Annotated in this window: 20 protein-coding genes; 14 read left to right on the top strand and 6 right to left on the bottom strand. The window is 47.0% G+C overall.

Annotated elements, in window-relative coordinates; translation table 11 throughout:
- The first annotated feature begins 43 nt into the window (after positions 1-43).
- Positions 44-4,786 (top strand): NB-ARC domain-containing protein, encoded by a 4,743-nt coding sequence (locus tag U2F10_RS05470; RefSeq protein WP_499871193.1) that lies wholly within the window; start codon positions 44-46, stop codon positions 4,784-4,786.
- Positions 4,787-5,016: 230 nt separating this feature from the next.
- Here the strand turns inward: U2F10_RS05470 and U2F10_RS05475 are convergent, their stop codons facing one another.
- A complete protein-coding gene (locus U2F10_RS05475; RefSeq protein ID WP_499871194.1) occupies positions 5,017-5,196 on the bottom strand; it encodes a hypothetical protein in 180 nt (59 codons plus the stop codon).
- Between the two features lie 481 nt (positions 5,197-5,677).
- Between U2F10_RS05475 and U2F10_RS05480 the strand changes: the two genes are divergently transcribed.
- From U2F10_RS05480 to U2F10_RS05490, 3 genes are all read left to right on the top strand, one after another.
- Positions 5,678-8,074: a glycoside hydrolase family 9 protein gene (locus U2F10_RS05480; RefSeq protein ID WP_499871196.1), complete on the top strand. Its 2,397-nt coding sequence runs from the start codon at positions 5,678-5,680 to the stop codon at positions 8,072-8,074.
- A gap of 52 nt (positions 8,075-8,126) precedes the next feature.
- On the top strand, positions 8,127-8,882 hold the full coding sequence (locus U2F10_RS05485) for an aspartate/glutamate racemase family protein (RefSeq protein ID WP_163663345.1): 756 nt from the start codon (positions 8,127-8,129) through the stop codon (positions 8,880-8,882).
- 192 nt (positions 8,883-9,074) lie between these two features.
- Positions 9,075-9,545, top strand: a complete 471-nt coding sequence (locus U2F10_RS05490) for a hypothetical protein (RefSeq protein WP_163663343.1) — start codon at positions 9,075-9,077, stop codon at positions 9,543-9,545.
- 80 nt (positions 9,546-9,625) lie between these two features.
- On the opposite strand, the gene trmB is transcribed toward U2F10_RS05490, so the two are convergent.
- Positions 9,626-10,282: a tRNA (guanosine(46)-N7)-methyltransferase TrmB gene (gene trmB / locus U2F10_RS05495; protein WP_163663341.1), complete on the bottom strand. Its 657-nt coding sequence runs from the start codon at positions 10,280-10,282 to the stop codon at positions 9,626-9,628.
- A 155-nt stretch (positions 10,283-10,437) separates the two neighbouring features.
- On the opposite strand from trmB, the gene U2F10_RS05500 reads away from it, so the two are divergent.
- Positions 10,438-11,541 (top strand): metallophosphoesterase family protein, encoded by a 1,104-nt coding sequence (locus U2F10_RS05500; protein ID WP_499060355.1) that lies wholly within the window; start codon positions 10,438-10,440, stop codon positions 11,539-11,541.
- Between the two features lie 324 nt (positions 11,542-11,865).
- Positions 11,866-12,249 (top strand): SMU1112c/YaeR family gloxylase I-like metalloprotein, encoded by a 384-nt coding sequence (gloA2, locus tag U2F10_RS05505; RefSeq protein ID WP_499871607.1) that lies wholly within the window; start codon positions 11,866-11,868, stop codon positions 12,247-12,249.
- Between the two features lie 448 nt (positions 12,250-12,697).
- Here gloA2 and rpsU read toward each other — a convergent pair whose 3' ends face one another.
- From rpsU to U2F10_RS05520, 3 genes are all read right to left on the bottom strand, one after another.
- Positions 12,698-12,898: a 30S ribosomal protein S21 gene (gene rpsU, locus U2F10_RS05510; RefSeq protein WP_499871609.1), complete on the bottom strand. Its 201-nt coding sequence runs from the start codon at positions 12,896-12,898 to the stop codon at positions 12,698-12,700.
- Positions 12,899-13,366: 468 nt separating this feature from the next.
- Positions 13,367-14,854 (bottom strand): tetratricopeptide repeat protein, encoded by a 1,488-nt coding sequence (locus U2F10_RS05515; protein WP_499871197.1) that lies wholly within the window; start codon positions 14,852-14,854, stop codon positions 13,367-13,369.
- A 79-nt stretch (positions 14,855-14,933) separates the two neighbouring features.
- A complete protein-coding gene (locus U2F10_RS05520; protein ID WP_163671610.1) occupies positions 14,934-15,692 on the bottom strand; it encodes a DUF1350 family protein in 759 nt (252 codons plus the stop codon).
- A 366-nt stretch (positions 15,693-16,058) separates the two neighbouring features.
- Here U2F10_RS05520 and U2F10_RS05525 point away from each other — a divergent pair, with 366 nt between their 5' ends.
- From U2F10_RS05525 to U2F10_RS05535, 3 genes are all read left to right on the top strand, one after another.
- Entirely contained in the window at positions 16,059-16,619 is a 561-nt protein-coding gene (locus U2F10_RS05525) for a hypothetical protein (RefSeq protein ID WP_499871199.1), read from the top strand.
- A gap of 125 nt (positions 16,620-16,744) precedes the next feature.
- Positions 16,745-18,325 (top strand): alkaline phosphatase D family protein, encoded by a 1,581-nt coding sequence (locus U2F10_RS05530; RefSeq protein ID WP_499060361.1) that lies wholly within the window; start codon positions 16,745-16,747, stop codon positions 18,323-18,325.
- A gap of 522 nt (positions 18,326-18,847) precedes the next feature.
- The gene (locus U2F10_RS05535; protein ID WP_499871201.1) at positions 18,848-20,230 is read left to right on the top strand and encodes a hypothetical protein; all 1,383 of its coding nucleotides are present in this window, start codon (positions 18,848-18,850) and stop codon (positions 20,228-20,230) included.
- A gap of 97 nt (positions 20,231-20,327) precedes the next feature.
- Here the strand turns inward: U2F10_RS05535 and U2F10_RS05540 are convergent, their stop codons facing one another.
- A complete protein-coding gene (locus tag U2F10_RS05540) occupies positions 20,328-20,528 on the bottom strand; it encodes a ribbon-helix-helix domain-containing protein (RefSeq protein WP_499871202.1) in 201 nt (66 codons plus the stop codon).
- Between the two features lie 174 nt (positions 20,529-20,702).
- Between U2F10_RS05540 and U2F10_RS05545 the strand changes: the two genes are divergently transcribed.
- The 5 genes from U2F10_RS05545 to U2F10_RS05565 all read left to right on the top strand — a co-directional run bounded on the left by U2F10_RS05545 (position 20,703) and on the right by U2F10_RS05565 (position 23,203).
- On the top strand, positions 20,703-20,909 hold the full coding sequence (locus U2F10_RS05545) for a hypothetical protein (RefSeq protein WP_499871204.1): 207 nt from the start codon (positions 20,703-20,705) through the stop codon (positions 20,907-20,909).
- Complete coding sequence (locus U2F10_RS05550; protein WP_499871206.1) at positions 20,909-21,190, top strand: hypothetical protein; 282 nt, start codon at positions 20,909-20,911, stop codon at positions 21,188-21,190. Before U2F10_RS05545 ends, U2F10_RS05550 begins: the two co-directional genes overlap by 1 nt.
- A 43-nt stretch (positions 21,191-21,233) precedes the next feature.
- Entirely contained in the window at positions 21,234-21,443 is a 210-nt protein-coding gene (locus tag U2F10_RS05555; protein WP_499871208.1) for a hypothetical protein, read from the top strand.
- Positions 21,444-21,548: 105 nt separating this feature from the next.
- A complete protein-coding gene (locus U2F10_RS05560; protein ID WP_499871209.1) occupies positions 21,549-22,556 on the top strand; it encodes a hypothetical protein in 1,008 nt (335 codons plus the stop codon).
- A complete protein-coding gene (locus tag U2F10_RS05565; RefSeq protein WP_499871211.1) occupies positions 22,538-23,203 on the top strand; it encodes a hypothetical protein in 666 nt (221 codons plus the stop codon). Before U2F10_RS05560 ends, U2F10_RS05565 begins: the two co-directional genes overlap by 19 nt.
- Positions 23,204-23,730 lie beyond the last annotated feature (527 nt).

The following is a 23,730-nucleotide window of genomic DNA, read 5'->3' on the forward strand; positions in this document are numbered from 1 at the left end:
AATACGCATTGTCAATACGCTTTCCCTAGAAAGTCTTAAGTCTATGGCCCGTTATGCCCTCGTTATCGGCATTTCTGAGTATGAAAGCAAACATCATCTTAAGCCTCTACCGAAGGCGATCGATGATGCTGAGGCCATTGCAACGGTGCTCAGACAACACGGGCAATGTGAGCAAGTCAATGTACTATCGGGCAAGGTGTCCAAGAAGGCAATTGAAACGGCCCTGGCTACGTTGGTTACCCAGAAAGCTGCCAAAAATGAAGTATTTATCTACTTCACTGGCCATGGCGTTGCAGTAAAAAGCGGCCTGGGTATTACAAAAGGCTATTTGACTACCTCAGATTGTCAGGTCACCTTAGACAATGGAGAGCCCAGCGAGGTCAGTCAAGCCATTGAATTCTCTGACCTTAATGAGTTGATTCGTAGCTCGGATCTCAGCAATTTGGTGATGCTCATTGATGCGTGTCACAGTGGTGAATTTATCGAACGCACCCTGATGAAAGGAAGCTTTTCAGCATTTAATGACAAGCAAGACTATTTTCTGGTGACGGCATGCCGAGGATATGAGAAGGCTTGGGTAAAAACGCGAGATGACCACAGTGTCTTTACTGGAGCCGTTTTAGAGGTGCTAGTCCCCGCAAATGCGGATGCGGATGGTCGGCTGACGGGTGATCGGTTGTTCTCAGAACTCAGTCGAGCCTTACGGGAGAGTCGTCAGGAGCCGGTTCGCTTTGGTAAGGGAAGAGCACTTCCCATTGTTCAATTTTCAGCAGAGGTAATGAGCACTGTTGCCGCATCATTGGATGCGGAGCATGTAGCAAGACTAGCCCGACCGTCTAGGGTGCCGTTGCAAATGCCTCCGCTACCGGATCACTTTGTCGAACGGCCCGATCATCAACAAGCAGTTCTACAACAGTTGCTTTGTGAGGAGACCAAAGTTGGCACGTTAGTTGTCAGTGCCATCTATGGGCTGGGCGGTATTGGTAAATCGGTACTGGCTTCAAAATTGGCCCATGAGGATGTGGTTCAAACTCGCTTTGCAGACGGTATTTTATGGGTCACCTTGGGTCAGAATCCAGATATCTTGCCACTCCTTAGCGGATGGATTCAAGCCCTGGGAGATAACGACTATAAGCCAACAGCTATCCAGTCAGCGTCGAATCATTTGCGGACGCTGCTATATGACAAACGGACATTGCTGGTTGTTGATGATGTTTGGAATCCCCAGCATTTAGACCCATTTCGGGTTGGGGGAGATGGCTGCTGTGTTCTCGTCACAACCCGTGAAGTAAGAATTCCAGAAGCCCACCGTTATGCCTTAGATGTGATGACGGCAGACCAGGCGCTAGAGCTGATGACTCAAAAACTATCAGAGCCTCTCAGCCCTGCAGATCGTGAGCGCGCCTTAGAGTTTTCAAAGCGGGTTGGATTTCTACCCCTGGCACTAGAATTAGCGGCTTCTCAAATAGAGGAAGGGGTGAGCTGGTCAGAGTTGCTGGGCGATTTACACGCTGAAGTTGTTCGCTTAGAAACACTGGATTTTTATGGTCAAGACGAAATCCCTGATGATGCCAAGCGGCGTAAATATAGCTTGCTGGCTTGCTTTAATTTGAGTCTAAAACAACTTTCCCTGGAACAGCTACGACAGTTTGCCTGGTTAGGGGTGATTCCTGAAGATGTGAATCTGACTCAAGAAATGGCAGAAACCCTGTGGCAAGTGACCTCGCGACAGTCAGGCTCGATCTTACGGACTTTTCGAGCAAAGGCGCTTGTATTACAAGGCATTAAGCAGGCTAATGGTCAGCTCAGCTATCGAATGCATGACCTCATGCACGATCTCGCTGGACGCCTACTGATGAGTCCGCCTCAGCCGATTCGTGAAGGGGAGTTACCCGGTCTGGGATTGACAAAAGCTGAAGCCCATCATGAATTGCTTAGCCGCTATCGTGCCAAAACATCGAACGGGCAATGGTACACCCTTAAGGATGATGGCTATATCTATGCTCATCTCACCTGGCATATGGAGCAGGCAAAACAACCGAAAGAGATTCATCGGTTGTTACGTATTAGCAATGAGCAAGGGCGTAATGGCTGGTATGAGGCTTGTGATGCGATTGGTAAGCCAGCAGGTTTTGTGAACGATTTAGGTCGGGCGTGGCAGTTAGCGATTGATGCTTATGACCAGGAGCCCAGTCAGTCCGTTGCCTTAGTGTTTCGCTATGCGCTCATACGTACTTCCCTTAACAGTTTGGCCAGCAATGTACCGGCTGAGTTAGTCGGGGCACTTGTTGAAAAAGGTGTTTGGCAGGTGGCTCAAGGATTAGCCTATGCTCAACAAGCTCAGAACCCATGGCATCGAGCCGCGTGCATTTCTGCGGTTGTGCCCCATATGCCCAAAGCCTTACTTCCTGAGGTGCTAAAAACCATTGGTCAAATCAATGATGCCGTTTATCGTTCCTATGTCCTTAGCAAACTGGCAGAGCGCTTTCTTGAGGTCTGGCCTGACGTACTCAAAACAATTCAACAGATTCAGGACCGATACGGAGACCAACGTAGGCAAACACAAGGGTTTTGGTATCGAGCATTTGCCCTTAGACACATCGCAAAGTTGTTGCCACGGCAATACCTGCCAGAGGCCATTGAGATTACTTGTCAAATTCAGGATGCGGCAGATCGAGCCAGTGCTCTGATTAAACTGGCTCAACAAACTGTCGAACTCTGGCCAGAAGCGCTGGAGGTCACTCGCCAAATCCAAGATGAATCTTATCGGTCGTTTGCCCTGAGTGCGATGGCCCAGCACCTCCCGGAGCTATGGCCAGAGGCGCTGGAGGTGACGCGCCAAATCCAAGATGAAGATTCTCAGTCGCGTGCCCTGAGTGCGATGGCCCAGCACCTCCCGGAGCTATGGCCCGAAGCGCTGGAGATGACGCGCCAAATCCAAGCTGAAGATTCTCGGGCGCGTGCCCTGCGTGCGATGGCCCAGCACCTGCCAGAGGCGTTATGGCCCGAAGCGCTGGAGATGACGCGCCAAATCCAAGCTGAAGATTCTCGGGCGCGTGCCCTGCGTGCGATGGCCCAGCACCTCCCGGAGCTATGGCCGGAAGCGCTGGAGGTGACGCGCCAAATCCAACATGAACCTTCTCGGGCGCGTGCCCTGCGTGCGATGGCCCAGCACCTGCCAGAGCCACTTTGGCCGGAAGTGCTGGAGGTAGTGCGCCAAATCCAAGATGAAGATTCTCGGTCTTGGGCCCTGAGTGAGATGGCCGAACACCTGCCAGAGCTATGGCCGGAAGCGCTGGAGGTGGCGCGCCAAATCCAACATGAACCTTCTCGGTCGAGTGTCCTGAGTGAGATGGCCGAGCACCTGCCAGAGCCACTTTGGCCGGAAGTGTTGGAGGTGACGCGCCAAATCCAACATGAAGATTCTCGGTCGAGTGCCCTGAGTGAGATGGCCGAGCACCTGCCAGAGCCACTCTTGCCGGAAGTGCTGGAAATGACGCGCCAAATCCAAGATGAAGATTCTCGGGCGCGTGCCCTGCGTGCGATGGCCGAGCACCTGCCAGAGCTATGGCCCGAAGCGCTGGAGGTGACGCGCCAAATCCAAGCTGAAGATTCTCGGGCGCGTGCCCTGCGTGAGATGGCCGAGCACCTGCCAGAGCTATGGCCCGAAGCGCTGGAGGTGACGCGCCAAATCCAAGATGAAGATTCTCGATCTTGGGCCTTGAGTGATATGACCGAGTACCTGCCAGAGCCACTCTGGCCAGAAGTGCTGGAGGTGACGCGCCAAATCCAACATGAACCTTCTCGGGCGCGTGCCCTGCGTGCGATGGCCCAGCACCTGCCAGAGCCACTTTGGCCGGAAGTGCTGGAGGTAGTGCGCCAAATCCAAGATGAATCTTATCGGTCTTGGGCCCTGAGTGAGATGGCCGAGCACCTGCCAGAGCTATGGCCGGAAGCGCTGGAGGTGACGCGCCAAATCCAAGCTGAAGATTCTCGGGCGCGTGCCCTGCGTACGATGGCCGAGCACCTGCCAGAGCCACTCTGGCCGGAAGCGCTGGAGGTGGCGCGCCAAATCCAAGATGAAGATTCTCGGGCGCGTGCCCTGAGTGAGATGGCCGAGCACCTGCCAGAGCTATGGCCGGAAGCGCTGGAGGTGACGCGCCAAATCCAAGATGAAGATTCTCGGTCTTGGGCCCTGCGTACGATGGCCGAGCACCTGCCAGAGCCACTCTGGCCGGAAGCGCTGGAGGTGACGCGCCAAATCCAAGATGAAGATTCTCGGGCGCGTGCCCTGAGTGCGATGGCCGAGCACCTGCCAGAGCTATGGCCGGAAGCGCTGGAGGTGACGCGCCAAATCCAAGATGAAGATTCTCGGTCTTGGGCCTTGAGTGATATGACCGAGTACCTGCCAGAGCCACTCTGGCCAGAAGTGCTGGATTTGGCGCGCCAAATCCAAGATGAAGATTCTCGGGCGCGTGCCCTGCGTGCGATGGCCGAGTACCACCTGCCAAAATCGCGCTGGTCTGAAGCACTCGACATCGTATGGAGCATCAAAGATAAATACTATTGTGCTAACGCGCTACAAGGATTTTTATCCTACTTAGAGCCACTCTCGAAGTCGTTTACTCAGTGGACTGACGTTATTGATATTTTGGCCTATCAAAAGCGAGCTCAGTTACTCAACGCATTACCTAAGATTAGACCGATGATCATTAGCTTTGGTAAAGAGCAGGCATTCTCTGAAACCTTGCAAGCGGTTCGTGAGGTGTGCCGACAATGGCCTTAACTTACGGCAAATATAGGTGGGATAACCTCATCAATCAAAACTGAGCTTGATGTGTGGTTATCCACTTCGAGGTTCTGCAGATGGACAAGCGCTCTTAACGGCCCGGTTACGTCCAGTTCAAAAGTACTGATATTGCTTAAAAAATCATCTCAAGCTAGGTATTTTACGTCCTTCAAGGGTTCAGACAGGGTAAAAATCAACGCAATCCTCAGGTATATCGAGCAACTCCGCTAACCATCGCCATATTGCATCAATAACGGAGTGATTAGACCAGAAATCTGCTGCCCTGGAATATAATAGCCGTTACTACGAGACCCACACATTTGAAGGTAACGCTGTAACGCTGGTGAAGCCCTAACCATCGAACTGACCATCTGGAAGGTGGATGATACCGCCACCCAACAACTCATGGTGGCTTACTACGAGAAACTACTAGATGGCCCCCACGAGATCAGGCGTTAACAGATACTCAAAGAGAATTCCTTCTAAATCTAGAGTATGACCATCCCTACTACTGGGCGGCCTTCATTGGCTCGGGCAATTGGCAGCCTTTGGATTAAAGCGACTCGTATCAGCTGTGAATGCGCTGGCTTAGCTGTCACCATAAAATAACGTCCACTATGGGTACTATTGTGGCTGCAGCCTCAAGCTGACAAAGGTTTTGACTATCAGGAGTACAGATCCGGACACAGTTCAACAATTTAAGAAGGGTTAAGTAATCCTAACGTTTCCAATTGTCCCAACGTCAATTTCAGGCACTTAGATGTCTTATATCTCGATGACAGCAAATTTACCGCAAATGTCATCGAGGCAAATCCAAGGAACTTTTCAAACCCAGGAATAGACTGTCTACTAAATCCCACTGTCCAACTTCCACACCTTCACACCCAAATGTTAGAAAACCTCCTCTCTTTTCTACTTGGTTGGACTACCGTTGACCATTGCAACGCTAACTTGGCAGGTATTGAAATTCCAGCCATCGTCAACTCATCATCCTCAAAAGAGGATGATGCATCGGGTATCTCAGTAACCCACGCTTATACCGTCAGCAAAAATGTAGTGGCCCTACGTGTCGAAGTGGGTGAACTGGTTCGGGGCAAACAGGTTGTTTACAATGCTGAACCTGGTGACACCATTAAGAAAGACGGTTGGGTATCGCGGCAGGGGACGTTTCTGGGGCAGCTGGTTCCCGATGTACCCAACATGATTCGATTGGCAGATCAATATGTGGGCCCTAAATTCAACACCAACTGTATTGACAGCCTTAACCAGTACCAAATCCTAACCAGTGATGGTAAAAAGGTTGCTCCTAGCAATGTCTATCGCAAAAGCAACATCAGGTCCATGGCAGAAACTGGACCCTGGCGGTTTGAGTGGCCTACAACCCACACCATATTCCTAGAAATGCCGGACGAGCTAGTGGTGGGTGAAACCTATCAGCTCAAATTTGGTAAAACCGTCCTGCAAGATACTAGTTTTATCTATAAACCCGAACAAACCCGCAGTGAAGCAGTTCAAGTCTCACACCTGGGGTTCGACCCCGATGACCCGGCCAAAGTAGCCTTCTTATCTACCTGGATGGGGAACGGTGGGGGCCTTGACTATAGTGTGGGCAAGGCATTTTGGCTGATTGATACAGCCACGGGCAACCGAGTTTATGAAGGTCAAACGGCCCTATCGCAATCAAAAGACTACAGGGACTCACAGGATCGCAACCATAATGACACCAATGTTTTCATTATGGACTTTAGTGACTTTTCCACACCGGGACAGTACCGTGTCTACGTGGACGGGGTAGGCACATCCTATGAGTTCGAAATTGGTGAAAATACATGGCGTGATGGATTCTATGTCTCGGCCCGGGGAATGTACCATCAACGCAGCGGCATTGCCCTCGAACAACCTTACACCGATTATCGACGACCTCGCCCTTTCCATCCAGAAGACGGCATGGTCATTTACCGCTCCACCGTGCCGCTGATGGATACTCGCATGGGTTTTAACTATTGGGATGGGATAAATTCGTTCGAAGCATTAGTGGAAACCCGCACCGAGGAAGAAGTGCCTGATGCCTGGGGTGGATGGATGGATGCCGGAGATTGGGACCGTCGTATTTCTCACCTGCATGTTAGTCGGTCATTTCTAGAACTGGTAGAACTCCATCCAGAGTTCTTCGACTCAATTAAGCTGAATCTACCTGAATCCAACAATAATTTACCGGACATTATGGATGAGGCCCTCTGGGGTTTGGATGTTTTTCGCCGTTTACAGACCGAAGCAGGCGGCATTCCAGGCGGCATTGAATCCGCTGAGCATCCAATTAAGCCCCAGGGCAGTTGGCAAGAATCCCAGATGGTCATGGTGTATGGCCCAGGCATTTGGTCTAGCTATTTCTATGCCAATGTGGCAACGCGAGCCGCCTATGTGCTGCAAAATTACGATCAGACCTTAGCTAAAACCTATCAAGATAGTGCTATTCGGGCCATGGACTGGGCTGAAGCAGAGCTAGCCAAAAAGACTGAAGAACAGCATGAAATTGTGCACTCAGCCCGTAATCTAGCGGCTGCAGAGCTCTATCGACTGACTGGTGATGACCAATGGCATCAGATTTTTCTCGACACAACTGTGTTTACTAGTGCCGATGTCTCCATCTCACCCCATAGCTATCACGATCAGAGCCATTCGGCATTTGTTTATAGCCGTACCAATCAACCAACGGTCAATAAAACTATTCAAAAAAATGCAACCGATGCCATCATTCGGGCAGCTAAAACTGATATCGAAAGTATTGAGAGCACCGGTTTTAAGTGGAACGCAGATCCGAGTCGTTCGATTGGCTGGGGTTCTACGACCACACCCAAAACTCGGGCGCTTTTCCATGCCCACACCCTAACAGGGGATGAGGACTATTTACGGGCGGGCATTTTAGCAACTCAATTTGCAGCAGGGGCCAACCCTAGCAATATGATGTACACCATTGGTCTGGGTCACAGAAATCCCCAAATGCCGCTGATGTCAGATGTACGGGCATTGGGGCAGGATCCACCGCCAGGTATCACCATCTATGGCCCGATGGATGTTCAAAATCCCAATGGCCATGCAGGTCGATGGGAAGCACCGATTAAGAAATTTGCCGATGAAGTCAGTCCTTCCCCCTGGGAATGGCCCACCACCGAAGCCTATTTTGACTCGTACTATTATGTGCCAGTGACCGAGTTTACCGTGCATCAATCCATTGGCCCAACAGCCTATAGCTGGGGATACATAGCAGCCAACGATAAAAACTAAGGCTGGGTCCTAATGGCATGGGAGCATTGTCATGTTCTAGCTCCCTAAGGCCATGGCTCAACCAACGTGTCACATAAAGATCATCAACGGCAATACTTGCCAGCCGATGACGGCGAATATCAATGCCTCAGCCCAAGCTATCAAGTTCCTTAATACGGAGATAATCACTGTACAACCTCAAACAGGACCTGAGTCCATTGAGAGTTTTTATGATGAGTATCTGGCTATTCCTGGGATTTTGGAACAAATTATTCTGGATACTAGCTCTGATGCCTTTATTTTGGCCTGTTGGGGAGATCCTGGCATCGAAGCAGCCCGTGAAATTACGTCGAAGCCCGTAGTGGGAATTGCCGAGGCCAGTCTCTACATGGCCAATATGTTAGCGGCTAAATGGAGTGTTGTTACCACCCTCCACCGTGTACGAGACATGGTGGAAAAAACAATTCAAAAAACAGGGCTAACAGCTCGATGTGCATCGGTACGCACCACAAAACTATCGGTGCTCGATACGGAGCAGGATCGGACTGCCACATTAGATATTCTGATCAAAGCTAGCCAACTGGCTATTCAACAGGATGGAGCTGAAGCCATTTGCCTGGGCTGTGCTGGTATGAGTGGTTTGGAAAAACAGTTAGAAGCACGCTTAGGGGTGCCGGTAATTGACGCTGTGGCAGCAGCGGTTAAAATGGCAGAATCTTTGGTGCACTTAGGAAAAAGTACCAGCAAACACCTTACCTACCGCCTACCGGAACAGAAAGAAATTAAGGGATATAATCCTCACTTTCAGGCCCAGAGTTTTTACCCTTAGAAAATTAGAAATTAAAGAATTATTTCACCATAAACCATCAATTTTTATCCTGATATTTTGGAGATTGTACCAGTGATAAAAAGCGTCATCTTAATAGTATCTAACCCTATTAAAGGAGATACTGTAAGAGTGTAGGGATGCTAGAAATAGTGAGTTATAGCATCCAATGTGTGCCCCTGAGGTGTGACCATCATGTTTAAATCAACAACTTTCAAATCAACAGCATTCAAATTAACGGGTCTTGTTTTACCCTTAGCATTAGCTGCCGTTGCCCAAGCTGCCGATGAAATGAGCCTGGCCCTGGGCTTTACCTCTACTCAAGCAACGGGTGAAACGGTTGGTTCCTATGGTTTATCAAACATCGCTAACCGTGACAGCAATGGTGAGTTTTGTCTAGGATACGCTGACCGCACGCCAGACCATGTTTTGACGTTAGAGGAAGACTTTAGTGAGCTAACGATAGCGGTTGATAGTGGTGGCGCAGACACCACATTGCTGATTCAAGGGCCGAATAACAACACTGTGCGTTGTAACGACAGTGCCAGCCGTCAAAATCGTGACGCTATGATTCAGGATACCTTTACCAAAGGTACCTATCGCGTTTGGGTTGGCTCCTTTGAACCGGAAGGTCGCCATCGTTACGCACTCAAAGTCACCGAATAGAGCTTTTTACCAAGACGTGTTCTAGAGAGGCACATGCTGGACAGCTATTCATTCTCTTAAACTCGTCTCTAGAAGGTCATCTAGGCTTTGATAAAGAGAGCCCGATAAACAGGTTTGCCCTGCCCTAGGGTGACTCGTTCTCGGTCAGTTTGGGCTGGCAAGGGATTGTTTGCTAACCAGGGTCCTGTGGTGCCAACGGGTGCTGGATGAGGAGGCTCAAAGGAACGCCGAAAAGAGGAATTGGCGGCAAATACCTCAACCATGTCCTCTGCCACAGCTTGCACATCAGATTGCAGCCAAATCCATGCACCGGGCAGCATATACTCAGCCAAATCTGCCACTAGCTGCGGTTGCACCACACGCCGTTTCTGGTGGCGCTTTTTAAACCACGGATCGGGAAACTGAATGCTCACTCGTTGGGGGGGGTGAGGCAAACTTGCCAATAGCGGTCGTAGGGAATTGTTGGCATTACAAAACAGCATATGTAGATTGTGCAGTCCCAGCTGGTCACGATGTTTCAGACACTGTTCTACTAAGGGGGCTCGAATCTCCAAACCAAGGAAGTTCCAATCTGGGCAAGATTGAGCCATATCGCTGATGAAATAGCCTTTAGCGCAGCCAATATCTATATGTAATGGTTGGGCAGGCTGGGCAAAGACATCGGCCCAGCAAGGCGGGGTAACAGGGGTGGCGTAGCGAATATTGAGTGGGTTAACGTGCTGGCGCACACGGGACATAGTCGAAAACAGGCGATGATGGCACTAGGCTGAGGACACAGTTTTGAGCTTTGAGTTTTAAGGTCTAAGCCAATGGCTTAATTCAAAACTCAAGATTAAGCGCTCACAACTAACTAAGCCTTTGTACCGTTTGCTTATCTACCCTATCAACTCCTATGTCTCTTTTGGCTCGTTTTGCAGTGGTTAGCGATCTGCACGTTGCCCTGCCCCACACCATCTGGGACTCACCTAATCGATTCCATCTTGTGGAAGTCAGCATCCCAGCCTTGGAACAGATTTTGGATCATCTGGAACAGATGGATATTGATTTTTTGTTATTGCCTGGGGATTTGGTTCAGCATGGTGAGCGGGAAAATCATCACTGGCTGGTCCGTCGTCTGGAGCGGTTGCCGTTTCCGGTCTATGTGGTGCCTGGCAATCATGATGTGGTGAGACAGGCAGGGTGCGATCGCACCATTTCCTTAGACGAGTTTGTTGATCTTTACCAGGCCTTTGGCTATACCGATCCAACCCGTCCGTACTATCACCACACTATTTTGGATGGGCTCCATCTAATCGGATTAAATTCCAACGGCTTTGATGTAGAGGGCGAGCCCTTTTACACCGGCTGGCTCGACTCAGAACAACTAGACTGGCTAGATGAACAGCTAGATCAGCTCACCAACCAGCTCACCCTGGTGATGCTGCACCACAACGCCCTAGAACATCTGCCCCGCCAATCCCATAGCCGCATGGGACAGCGTTACATGGTCAAAAATGCGCCTGACCTCACCCAGCGTTTGCAGGCTGCTGGGGTGCCCCTAATGCTCACTGGCCACCTACATGTGCAAGATGTAGCCCAAACTGATGGACTCTATGAAATCACCACTGGCTCTCTCGTCAGCTATCCTCACCCCTACCGCATCTGTGAACTGACGACTGTAGACGATCGCCACCGGCTGGATATTACCTCTCACCGCATTGAGGCGGTACCTGAGTGGCCCACTCTACAGGCCACTTCCCATCAGTGGATGGCCGATCGCTCCTTCCCCTTCATAATGAAACTACTCACCAGTAAGCCCCTTAACTTATCTTCAGCCGAGGCAGAGCAATATGCCCCTGTTCTAGAAAATTTTTGGGCCAAAATTGCATCGGGTGATGGTCTATTTAACTACCCTGAGCTACCCCCTAAGCTGCAACGCTATTTTCAAACCTTTAGCGCCACCAACAGCTGTGGACAACCTGACTACATCGATAACAACGCAACGCTTTGGCTGTAAGTCTAAAGCAGGGGCTAAACCCATAAAGTGAAACCCCGACCGCATGTGGGCCGAGGTATTTGCCAAGTTAGTTGTGACTGATTAAATGCACCAAACATTCTTAAGCCACCTTTAAATTAGCAAGGGATTTTAGGAAAAAGCATAGTCGCTGCATCTGAAAAATCATCTAAAACGGATCGTCGACCGTAGACGTTTTTTAAAGTCAGCTTTTAACAATAATCGCTGAAACAGCCTTGACAGCCCCTATGTCATTAAGGACAAGCCATTACTATCCTCAGGGACAGCTGTTCCATGGAACGGCTGTCCCCATTAACCGATCAATCCATGCAAATCAAAGCCATTCACCACATTGCCATCATCTGTTCAGACTATGGGCAATCAAAGCACTTTTACGTTGACATTCTAGGAGCTGACATTATTTGTGAAACCTGGCGCGAACAGCGGCAATCCTACAAGCTTGATCTCACCCTGGGCAATGCCCAATTAGAACTATTTTCATTTCCAGAACCACCACCTCGACCCACACGTCCTGAAGCCTGCGGTCTACGCCATTTAGCCCTAGCCGTCGACAATCTGGACGCCAATATTGCTCACCTACAAAAACACAGCATCCCAGTAGAACCCATCCGATTAGATGCACTAACCGGCAAACGCTTCACCTTTTTCCAAGACCCTGACGGGTTGCCTTTAGAGCTTTACGAAGTTTAAGGATGCATCACATTAAGCAACACAGCGTGCTCGTCTAAGTCAAATGACTGATATTGCACTGGCGGCAAATTTCTCAGACATGTATGGGCACCCTATGCATACAGTTCAGGTTAAAAGTGTCCTTTCTGAACACCAGCCGTAACGGCATCTTTTTTTCACCACCAGCTAAGCAAACGCCTTTGTTTACGACTGTTTACAAGGTTTGGCTTGATTGGTGTGATACGAAACTTAAAATTTTGTGATCTGACGCACCGTTATGAACTATAGACGAGAGTAAAGTTAGGACATATAAGAAAACTATATTTCTAAACCGCCTGACCTTAAAAGGCTTGGCGCTATTATAGGCAGAGCCGCTTAAAGGCTAGGGCTATATCTATGACTAAGGGGCGATGACGGTTAACCGTCATCGCCCCTTAGTTGCTGGGTCGCTATTGTTCAGGCAATGTGCTTAGGCGCTGGCATTGGCATTGGGTTTAAAGCGGCGCTTACGACGACGAGAAATTGCCTTGCGTTTAGCTTTTTCAATAGGGGTTTCAAAATAACGTTTCTTTTTTATATCTGAGAAGATATCAGCCCTCGATACCTGACGTTTAAAACGTCGTAATGCTGACTCAATACCTTCATTTTCACCAACAATGACCTGGGCCATCTGACCTAACACTCCTTGAGTAATCACTAGATTTAAGCGTTTTAAAATACGTGCGTCGACGGCAAGCAGCATTGTCAAAGTTATGCAGGGCTGACGCTTCAACCCTGATATACATAATCCTATGGACAGCTAGAAAGTCTTTAGGATGAGTGCAGCCCAAGGCACTGTATTCCTAATAGACAGGCAACTTGGCGCTTCTAGCCAACTGCTCTACACAACGTTCAAGATTTTATGACATCCGAAAATTTGTTCGAAGACGACGTTCCAAACAGCTTTGAATATTAATATATTTCAACCGATGCAACAAATTAAGCTTGGTAAAGCAACCGCAATAATTATGTGGGCGGTTGCTCAATCAATGCACCTTTTAGTGTTGCTAATCCTCGGTATGATTTCACCTTTCAAGGCTAGGTTGTTAGCCTGTTGGGTTGAGCCGTTCATGCTCTAAATCAGCAACAGCAATTTGCGTTACTCTGCATCGTCTGCGGCCTCCTCTGAATTGTCATCTGAAGGCGATGCGTTTTCCGCTTCTGCTTCTGCCTGCAGCGCTGCGGCTTGGGCAGCATAGTCTTGCGCCTGTTGCGGCTCATTCTGAGCTTGATGCACTTCAGATAATAAGCTGAGCAGGCCAAACTCGGCTTCGCGATCGCCCATGTCTTTAGCAATCACTAAAGCCTGTTCAAGATGACCTTGGGCCGCAGGATAGTTCTCCAGCTGGACATTGGCAAAGCCTAAACCAGACAGACTTAAGCTTTGGAATAGGGGCTGATTACGCTCCTGGGCAAGAACGAGTAAATCGTCAAAGGATGCGATCGCAGCTTCATACTGACCACTATCTAAATAAGTAGAACTTAGACCCAGCAGTGACTGTAGCTCTGCACCCACAGCGTTGGACTCACGACTCAGCTGCAAACGGTCCTCATACAGCTCAACTGCCTGATCCAAATCTCCCTGGTCGTAGAATGCCAGCGCCAATACGTATAGCGCCGTGAACTGCACATCTAGGGCCTCTGCCTCTTCTGCCAGCGCCAATGCCTCGGTTTGAGCCTCAATCGCCTTGTCAAGGTTTTCTAAGCGATAGTGGGCCACCCCCATATTGCTCAGCGCCAGGGCCTGCGATCCTGGGCTTTGCAACTGAGTTGCTACGGTCAGCGCATCTTCAGCCGCTGTCAACGCAGTTTCATACTCTCCCAGGGCCAACAGCGAAGAACTTGCCACATTTAAAGCACTCAACAAGGCTTGGCCATTCCGTTCTGATTGCGCCAGGGGAATCACCAACTGGGCCGCCTCCAGGGCTAATACATCTTGACCAATGGTTCTGTAGCTGGTGGCCAAAATGCTCAAAGAATTCAACCGACCTGAGTCAAACTCAAGGCTGTCAGCCAGGGTGAGGGCGTCCTGGGCATAGGTAATGGCATCCGGTAAATTGCCCTGGGATTGGGTCGCGAGTGCCAGCACATTGAGGGCGACCACCCTAGATTCAGGATCATCCACCCCCTCTAACGCCGTCAGCGCCTGCTCACCGTAGTCAGAGGCAGTTGTATAGTCCCCCTGATTAACGGTCACCAGCCCTAGCATAGTTAAAGCAAAAGACTCCTGGGCCAAATTCTCATTGGCTCGGGCAGCGTCAAGCGCCTGTTCAAGGGTAGTTTTTGCCTCCGCCAGATTGCCGTCTTCATACAGGGATAACCCGGTGAGAATTAGCTGATCTACGTCATCCAAAGATTGCTGCTCTGGTGCTGCCTCTTCAGACTCTAATGCGTCTGCATTAGTCTCAATGTCGGCTTCTGAGGACACTTCTTCTGAGGTCGCATTCTCTTCTGAATCATCGGAAGTTTCAGCAGCCTCACTTTCCTCAGCCTGTGCAAGTAATCTAGACGAATCAGCCCAGGCTAGCTGGCCTGGGAACGTAAGTAGCAGAGCAGCGGTACTGAACGTTAGCAAGCGAAACAGCATAGTGTGGAGCTCAATATGGCAAGAGTTTATTCACCCTAGCAGCAAATGTTAGAGACGTCGTCATAGAGTAGGCGGATTTTTAACCCAGCCATTGGAGCATGGTTTTCTTAAGCTGCCCTAAGTCTTTGTAGAACTCTTGTTTAACAAACTGACCAATGGCATCAAAGGCTGTAAATGACTGACCGGGCTGCCAGCGGACATCTTGGGCAATGGGTGTGGTGTGTGTACCTTGGAGAATCTGAATCGCAGTGAACTGGGGAAAGCGCTGGTAGAGCACATCACTGAGATCGTAGGTTTGGTCAATGGTATCTCGGCGAAACTTGATCAGCAGATTATGGCCAATGGCGTAGCGATCGCGAACCAGGTTAAGGGTTTGGTTGGGGCTGGGGGTAAACTCCACATCAAAATCTGGAGCAAACTGAACGAACTGTTCTAACAACGGAATAGATTTGCGGGCGGGGTAATTATTAAAGGAAATCAGAATATTGCCTGCTCGCTCGATGTTGTACAGACTGGCAATGAGCAGATGAACTTTGCAGCCCATGCTGTGACCGACACCATATATAGGTATGTAGCGATCGCCAATGATCTGACGCCGGAGATAGATCATGGCCTGGTCAAATGTGGTCAGCACCTCGTCTGCGATCGCACCATGGTCAAAGGTATTGATAAAGGGCGTTGCCACAATGCAATAGCCCTGCTGATAAAGATTTTCCAATAGCCAACTATAGGTTAGGTGCGGCGCAGCGGCAATAAACGCCCCCCCTAAGAAATGAATAATGGCCTTTGGGCGATCGGGAACGAGAAGCCAGTTACCAGAGACTTCTTGCCAGGTCATACACACGGAATCAGGAAACTGCTGTTTTATCCTAACGGTCTGACGCCTAGAACGCAGCCTCAACATTGAAACCACTCTAGATGCTTTAAAGCGGGGTATGCCACCAATAACAACTTATTTCTATGTGTTTTGGCAAACATAATTTCCGCCTAAAAAAGGGTATTGTTGTTTCGTATTTATATTAGTTTGCAAGGCTCTTTTTAGATTGCTCAGGCATCTTTTAGAAAGCCTGCATCCTTGTTAAAAATGTCCTCTGACTAACCGTTTTAGACATTCTAAAAGACAGTGTAAAGACTCTTCTCTAAAGCTATATAGTTTAGTCTTTTTCACACATTAAGTGATTATTAAAAGCTGGAAGTTCATGCAATGAGAATGGCTCTTTCAACGGTTGCGATCGCATCCACTCTAGTCGGTTCGACGGTTCTATCCACAGCCCCTGCCTACGCAGCCAGGTTTCAAACAAACTTCTTCGTAGATATTGTCAGCGGTGATTTTCTAGTGGGGGACACATTCTCAGGGCAGGTCACCTATGACGATAGCTTACTGAGCGGCATTGGCCTGGAGCAGGTAGCCCCAGACTTTGGGTTGATTTCCCTCACCTTTGACTATGTGGGTTCCGACCTGAGTACAGCGGTCACCTATAGCAAGGGCGATGACGATACCGACAGCGGCTTTCCCCTGGCAATATTTCAAGACGGTGAACTCGTAGGCTTAGACTATTCTGTTGCCATTGCCTCAGACCTGAGTTTTCAGTTTCGCGAAGAGCCCTTGGGCAGTGGTGATTTTGGCTTTTTTACTGACAATTTTTCCACATTTGAACTCAATACAGGCACCGTTACATTTGCCGAGCCCATGCCTGTTTCAGAACCTGCCATGGTGGCGGGCCTGGTGACGCTCGTCGGCCTGGCCCTATGTCGTCGCCCATAGCCTCAGCTATCAAAACTTGCTGCCGTTACTGATCATTATTCATAGGGCCATCTTGCCAGAGCGAGGCATCCCCTAAATCAGCGGCAACAACTTTCTAACAGTCAGCATTTACCAGGAACATCAGCATGCACCGTTCATCTATTGATCGTCCCATGTCTAATCGTTTCAATCGGCGTAGCCTATTGGCAGGCATGGGTGCATTTACCGGCCTTATCCTTGTCAATCAGCACCCCGTTCTTGCCCAGACAAGGTTTTCCAGCTATCCCTTCACCTTAGGTGTGGCCTCGGGCGATCCCCTACCAGATGGCATCGTGCTATGGACCCGTCTGGCACCGGATCCTCTCAAGGGGGGTGGCATGCCCAATAGCGATGTCACTGTCACCTGCACCATTGCTACGGATGAAGCCCTACAAAATGTGGTCCGGAGAGAGTCTACTTTAGCCCGCGCCGCTTTAGGCCACTCAGTTCACCTGGAAGTATCTGGCCTAGAACCGGATCGGGTTTATTGGTATCGCTTTGAGGCCGGTGGTGAAGAAAGCCTGGTTGGCCGCACCCGTACAGCACCTGCACCGGGAACGCCGTTAAACGACCTGCGGTTTGCGTTTGCTTCTTGCCAGGACTACGAAAATGGGTTCTACACGGCTTATCAACACATGGCCCGGGAAGACCTGGACCTGGTTATCCACCTGGGTGATTACATTTACGAAGGGGGGATTAGCGCGGACGCTGTACGTCAGCACAACAGCGGCGACGTGATTACCCTGGAAGACTATCGAAATCGCTATGCCCTCTATCGTTTAGACCAAAATTTGCAAGCGACCCATGCCGCATTTCCATGGGCCTTCACTTGGGATGATCACGAAGTAGACAACAACTATGCTAACTTTCTCCCTGAGGATGAACAAAGCGCCAGAGACTTTGCCATACGTCGTGCTGTTGCTTACCAGGTTTACTACGAACACATGCCGATGCGGCGACAGTCTGCCTCTCGCGGTGCCTTTCTCCAGCTGTATCGACGATTGAGTTTTGGCAACCTGGTCACCTTTAACATTTTAGATACCCGTCAATATCGCACCGACCAACCCTGCGGCGATCAGTTTGGCCCTCGCTGTGCCGAAGCGTTGAGTGAGGCTGCTACCATGACAGGCCAACGTCAGGAGAACTGGTTATTCTCGGGGTTAAATCGCTCAAATGCGCGCTGGAATGTGCTGGCCCAGCAGACAATATTTTCTCAATTTAACTTTGGCAACACCCAGGTTTTACCAGGGGATTTCTTTAATCCTGACCAGTGGGATGGGTATGTGGCTCAGCGCGATCGCATTATCGAGTTTTTACAAGCTCGCCGACCGTCTAACCCCGTCGTGATCACCGGTGATATTCACTCCAGCTGGGTTTACGACATCAAAGCCGACTTTGACAATCCTGCCTCTGCCACCGTGGGTACCGAATTTGTCGGTACGTCAATTTCGTCGAGCTTTGGGGATGGTGCAGACACTAACGCGCTTGTGTCGCTGGCAGTGCCTGGTAATCCTCACACTAAGTTCTTTGATGGTCTTAATCGGGGCTATGTGCGCTGTACCATCACACCCGATCTTTGGCAGGCGGACTATCGCACAGTGGAGTCCATAGAGTCGCCTACATCAGCAGTGCAAACCCTGGCCTCTTTTGTGGTTGAGGATGGGCAGCCGGGGGCTCAACCTGCGTAGGCTTGGGATGATGCCAAGGGGTGAGTGCGATCGCACCCAATCCGGGACTCTAAAAACTACTCAAACAAATTCTTGCGAAGAAACGTTGCCCTATTTCGAATTACCATGTTACGCTTATAAGCCATTGAGGACGTATAGCTCAGTTGGTTAGAGCGCATCGTTGACATCGAATGACTAGATCCCCGATACATAAACATTCTAGCTTCTAGATGCGAATTTCACCCTTAAAGTGTTGTTGATATCTTCTAATTAGGCTCAACGGCACAACAGAATATTATGGAAACCTCTTTGGCACTATTTAGCCTTAGAGGTTTATTTTTTATTGCAACTTGCAGATGTGTTCGTAAATAAAAACTCCTAATGCAAACACATCAGAGCTATATAGCAATTCAAAAAGTTGACTAGATAAAATGCCTACTTATTAAATACTGGCTCGATCTTACAGTACTACCAAAATGTTATTTAGTTTTATAGCTAAGATAGTAGCTAGTTAATTAGTCTATTTATAAGGAGTAAGTTTGTATGAGTGATTCAGGTCCAAGACTTGAAAGAGGCGACAAATATAGCACGGGTCACAATACATCTAAATACGAACTTATCTTTAAAGGAAAAACTATAGATCCGGAATCTGGATATATTGAAGTTACTTCTTTCCCGAGCAAAACATATAACCGATTAGTAATTAAAAACCTAGATTTATACGAAGAGATAACTATTTACTCACCTAGAAGATTACAAGAATATGAAATTATTTTTAATCGAGACTGGTACTTAAATGATGTATTTAAAAATTTTTATATAGACAATATCAGATTACATACTAATCATTATTTTCATCAACTAGGTGATGTTGAAGGCTTAAGCATAGAGTTTCATTTTGCCATTAATATATTAAGTTGGCAAAATAACTGGACATTAGAGAATCAATTAAACTCATTTAAAGAGTTTATAAGCGAGTCTTTCTCAGAATATGAAATTGGTGACATAGGTACAACAAGCTCGATTTCTGAACCAGGAAATATAACTCCTGTAGCTCAGTATAATCTTTATATTTTATATCCTGACCTTGATTTTCCCTTAAACAAATTTATTAATAGATGTCTGAAGACTTTTAGTGAAGCTCAGAAAAAAATAATAGAAAAGTACCAATCATCTTTAACTACTTACTCTTTATCTAAGCACTTTGACTTTTCAGAATTTTCACCAGGAATTAGATCAGCCTGTGAACGATATCTTACATACTTTGCAGATTTCTTAAGGGATGTTGGAATTGAAGCAAGCGTCAATATAGATAAAAAAGGAAAAGACCTTTACTTTAGTGTCATTCCAGAAAGTGAAGAAGATGAATTAGAGACAATAAATATACTTCTAGAGCAATTTTATATACGTCTTCCTGATAGTGATTTAATCAAAAAATATAAGTCTAGTTCAGAGTTAGACTTTGCATCTGAAAGGTTAGTTCGTCAGGTCAGAATATTAGAAGATGAAATAAGATTAATAAACTTAGAAAGAAAGACAAAAGCTTTAGAGCTATATCAAAAGGAAGATGAAATAGAAGAGCTTGCTCTAACAAAAGATAATCTTACTGATGCTCTTTTAGATCAACAGTCCGAAATAAAGAGTCTAATTAAAGAAGTAGAGGAAAAAAGTCAAAGACTTATTGCTTCTGAAGTTCTGAATAGTTCACTTAAAAATAAGCTTACTGTACTTGAGAGTGATAAACCAGACAAAGAGACTATACTGCGTTACTTCGCAGTTGAAAATTTCAAAGCTGGTGATATTAAGAAGCTTAATTTTCTTGAAATTCGTGCTGCTCTCATGGCAAGAGATATTAATGCAGCACCTAAACGATTATTTCAAGTCATTCAAGCTATTCGTACTTGGGTTAAAAGTAGAAAAAGTTAAATAGTAAGTAGTTCTTAAGTAGTAATTAAGCCCATCAAATATAAGCTCACCTTCACTAATTAAGTACACGTTTCAGGCTTAACAGTGAAGTTGAAATTTAGGTTTTATCAGTCTGGTTATCAGCCGTAGTTGCCCCCTGTATTTCATCAGCTGGTTGCCAATCTTCCATAGCACGTTCAAGTAGGTAAGCGATCAGAGCACTCCTGGATTGCCCTTCTTCATCAGCTCTTGTGTTTAGACGCTTAGCTAACTTGTCTGAGACGCTAGCCCAAACTTTACTTGCCACAGATTTACCCATAGTTGCTTATTTGCTCCTAAATACTAGCCGAGTGTGCTGAAACCTTGTAATTTCAGCATATATAAGATTTTATACTCACATTGGTTGTAAATAGGCAACTATTGGCGCTACTATACCTATGTAAACCACATTAGCCAGACCCAACGCTTAAATGGCATATGGGTCTAAACCGCTATGGCACAAATACGGGTAACGATTGAGAAGGGGTATCAACCCATAGTTCAAAAGGCTATGGCCAGATTAGGTACTGACGATTACAAGGTAGGTGTTCAACACATCCTTGGGGAATGGTCAGCTACTCAGGTAGAACAGCAACCTAATTCTCAAAACCCACAATTAAATAATGCTTCTCAAGTCCAAAGTTTTAGGCCAGAGGAGTAATGGAAGTAATAGTACTTTCAATAGAAATTCTTGAAATTCAAGAACAGACTCCAGAAGGAGCTACATCACCAGCTTTAGTTAAATGTAAAAACAAAAGTTTTGTTATGCCCTGGAATTGGGTTTCTACATTTACTAAAGAATGTAATTCTTTTCTTGAACAAGACTTCTTAGATGGATGGCCTCAGTTAGTAACTATGCCTTTAGGTAAATGGGAACTTTGGCTTGGATTATTTGAACAAGTTCATGCTTCAGGCATTCCTACTATTGAAGAGAGAAACTAACTAAGCATTCATCTACACGCTTGTAGTTGAAGATTTTAGTTCGATGGGGAAATCAATAGTTTACGGTTCACAGCAAATAATTGTCGATGGTAAGTTCACAAAACAATTTAGGAGAACAGAAGATAACGTTACCTTTCAAGGTACGAAGGAAGCTTTGCAAATTAAACTTGCCAGTCACAAATTAATTCTAGGTGCAGGTAAGGATTATCAGCTTACGGATATAGATTTTACAACTGGCACCTTAAAAGGTTAGTTCAATTCGTAGTTCAACCTTCCGCTACAGCTTTCTACTTAAAGGGGTAAGTAGCCTGAGAAACTTCCTTACCCCATTGTCCCAATAGCATGGAACATATCCATTATGACCACAACAGTCCGATCGTGTAATGCGATTCAGCATAGTTACGGTGCTCAGCCTGATGGTAGCTGGGTGGAATCGTACATCGATAGTGATACGGAAGCCGTATTATTCGTCCAACCGATTAAGCCCTATAAACCAACACAAACAGCAGCTGATCAAGTTGGTTTAGAAAATGGTTGGTGTACTAATAATTATCAAAGTTCGAACGAAGTACAAACCTCTACTACACATAGGGTATTAGACTCACAAATTCAAAATAAAAGTACTGTTTCACAAGTTAACCAGGCAAGTACAAATTCGATTTCATCACCTAATGGGTTAGGTGTACCTTTTCCTATTTTCTTTGTATTGCCATCAGTAGCAATTTTTTGTTTACTCAAGAAATTAGATAACAATAAAAATCCTAAATTAATAGGTACATCTCTACTTAATGGACATAGCGATATACCTGAGTATAATCCGGTATACCTAACCGCTGACTCAACATTGACATGCACTGGCTCACTATCGGTTCCGACTGAAACGAACCAGAATACAGTTACGCGTAACCAGACTGATATGAAAGGGTTTCAAGCTCCATGGGATGAACCCGATAATTTAGGCGAACTAGACGGAACCGAAACCGAACCAGGGGAATCAGACCAAAAAAGTTACGATTCCTCTAACAATAATGTCCTACCTGAAAGCGCTAACTTCAATCGAATTCAAGGCATGTCCTTGAAAGAATTTAAAGAGAAATTTAGTCAAGAGGTAGATGGTAATACCATACATTGGGAACGTGCTAGAGACTTGTATTATCCACAAGGTATTGATGCAAGAATTCAACGTTTTTGGCAGTCATTTGGTTCTAAGAAAACTGATATCGCAGTTTACTACGTATTTGGTTTAACCAAAGGGGGTGAAAAGGGCTCTGATCGAAGAGAGCGTTATGACATTTGTGCTGAATATATCAGCGATTGGTTCAAGAAAAATCTACCGGGGGTTAACCGATGCAACGTAAAGGCTTAGTTTTTCGTAGATCCCCTATTTGGACACAATCCATCGGCATTGCATGTTTCATTCTGGGGGCTTGGGTGTTATGGCGAAATGTAGAATTAACCATCATCGGTTTAGGCAATATGGGGATAAATCCTGTATATGCTCAACCACTAGGTTGGACAATGGCCTCAATTGAAGCAGCAGTATCAATCTTTCTAACTTCTCCTGAAAACTGGGATGATATATGGGGCTTATTAAATGCTCCACTAAATCACAATGGTTTGCCCAAAGTTCCTAAATATATTTTGGCAAGTCTAATACTTGGGTTGTTTCTTCTAACACTGATTGGTGTTTACTGGTTTGACTACAACACTACTTGGTTGGGGTTGTTCCCTAACAGTCAATCTCCTACTGAGAACCAAGTTTTAATCGTATTAGCCTTTAATTTAGGTACTGAACTTGCATCATTTTTTGGCTTCCAATCAATGAGAATGTCAAAGATTGCAAGTATAGAGGTACTTGAAGAGAGTTTGACTGTTGAACCTAAAAAGGCATACATCCAACGGTTGTTACAGCACAGGATTGATACTGCCAAGAGACAGGCTGATGCTCAGATAGCTCAAGAGGAACAAGCTCAAGCCGAGTATTTCAGTCGTAATGGAAGGAACCCCAGATAACGGGTACTTACCAGGGTTAACCGTAGTGATTATGAGTTAGCCCTGGAATACAATCAGTCTCTCTCATCGAAATCTCTTGTGAGATAAGTAGCGCTTATTTAACTCCAAGTACCAACCATCCTGCATAGCGGTACTGTCACATTAAGGCTCAAAGCCTGATGATTCTTTGGTTAGAACGTCATGATCGCTTAAGCAGTTCCTATTAGACAGAAACAGCAATGCATTCATTCCAGTCTGAGCATAAGCGTTCGAATTGAGATGATTTGGCACAGGGGATAGTTGCCCTAGACTTACAGTGTAAGTTTTGTTGATGTGACAGCAAAAACCCCTGAGAGACTCTCTCAAGGGCATTGCAATCAAAAGGTCTTGTTGTTATTGTTCTCTTAGCTCAACACGTTTAAGGATCACACATGCAGGTATAGAGAATGCCTGAGAACCTTATACAGTAAGCTTTTTCACCTTTATAGACAGTAAAAAACCAACTACCTAGCTTCCTGGCGGGAAAAGTAGTTGGCTTCAATTAATAT

It is taken from the genome of Leptothoe sp. EHU-05/26/07-4 (assembly GCF_043421015.1).
In the GTDB taxonomy this organism is placed as follows: Bacteria; Cyanobacteriota; Cyanobacteriia; order Phormidesmidales; family Phormidesmidaceae; genus Leptothoe; species Leptothoe turfae.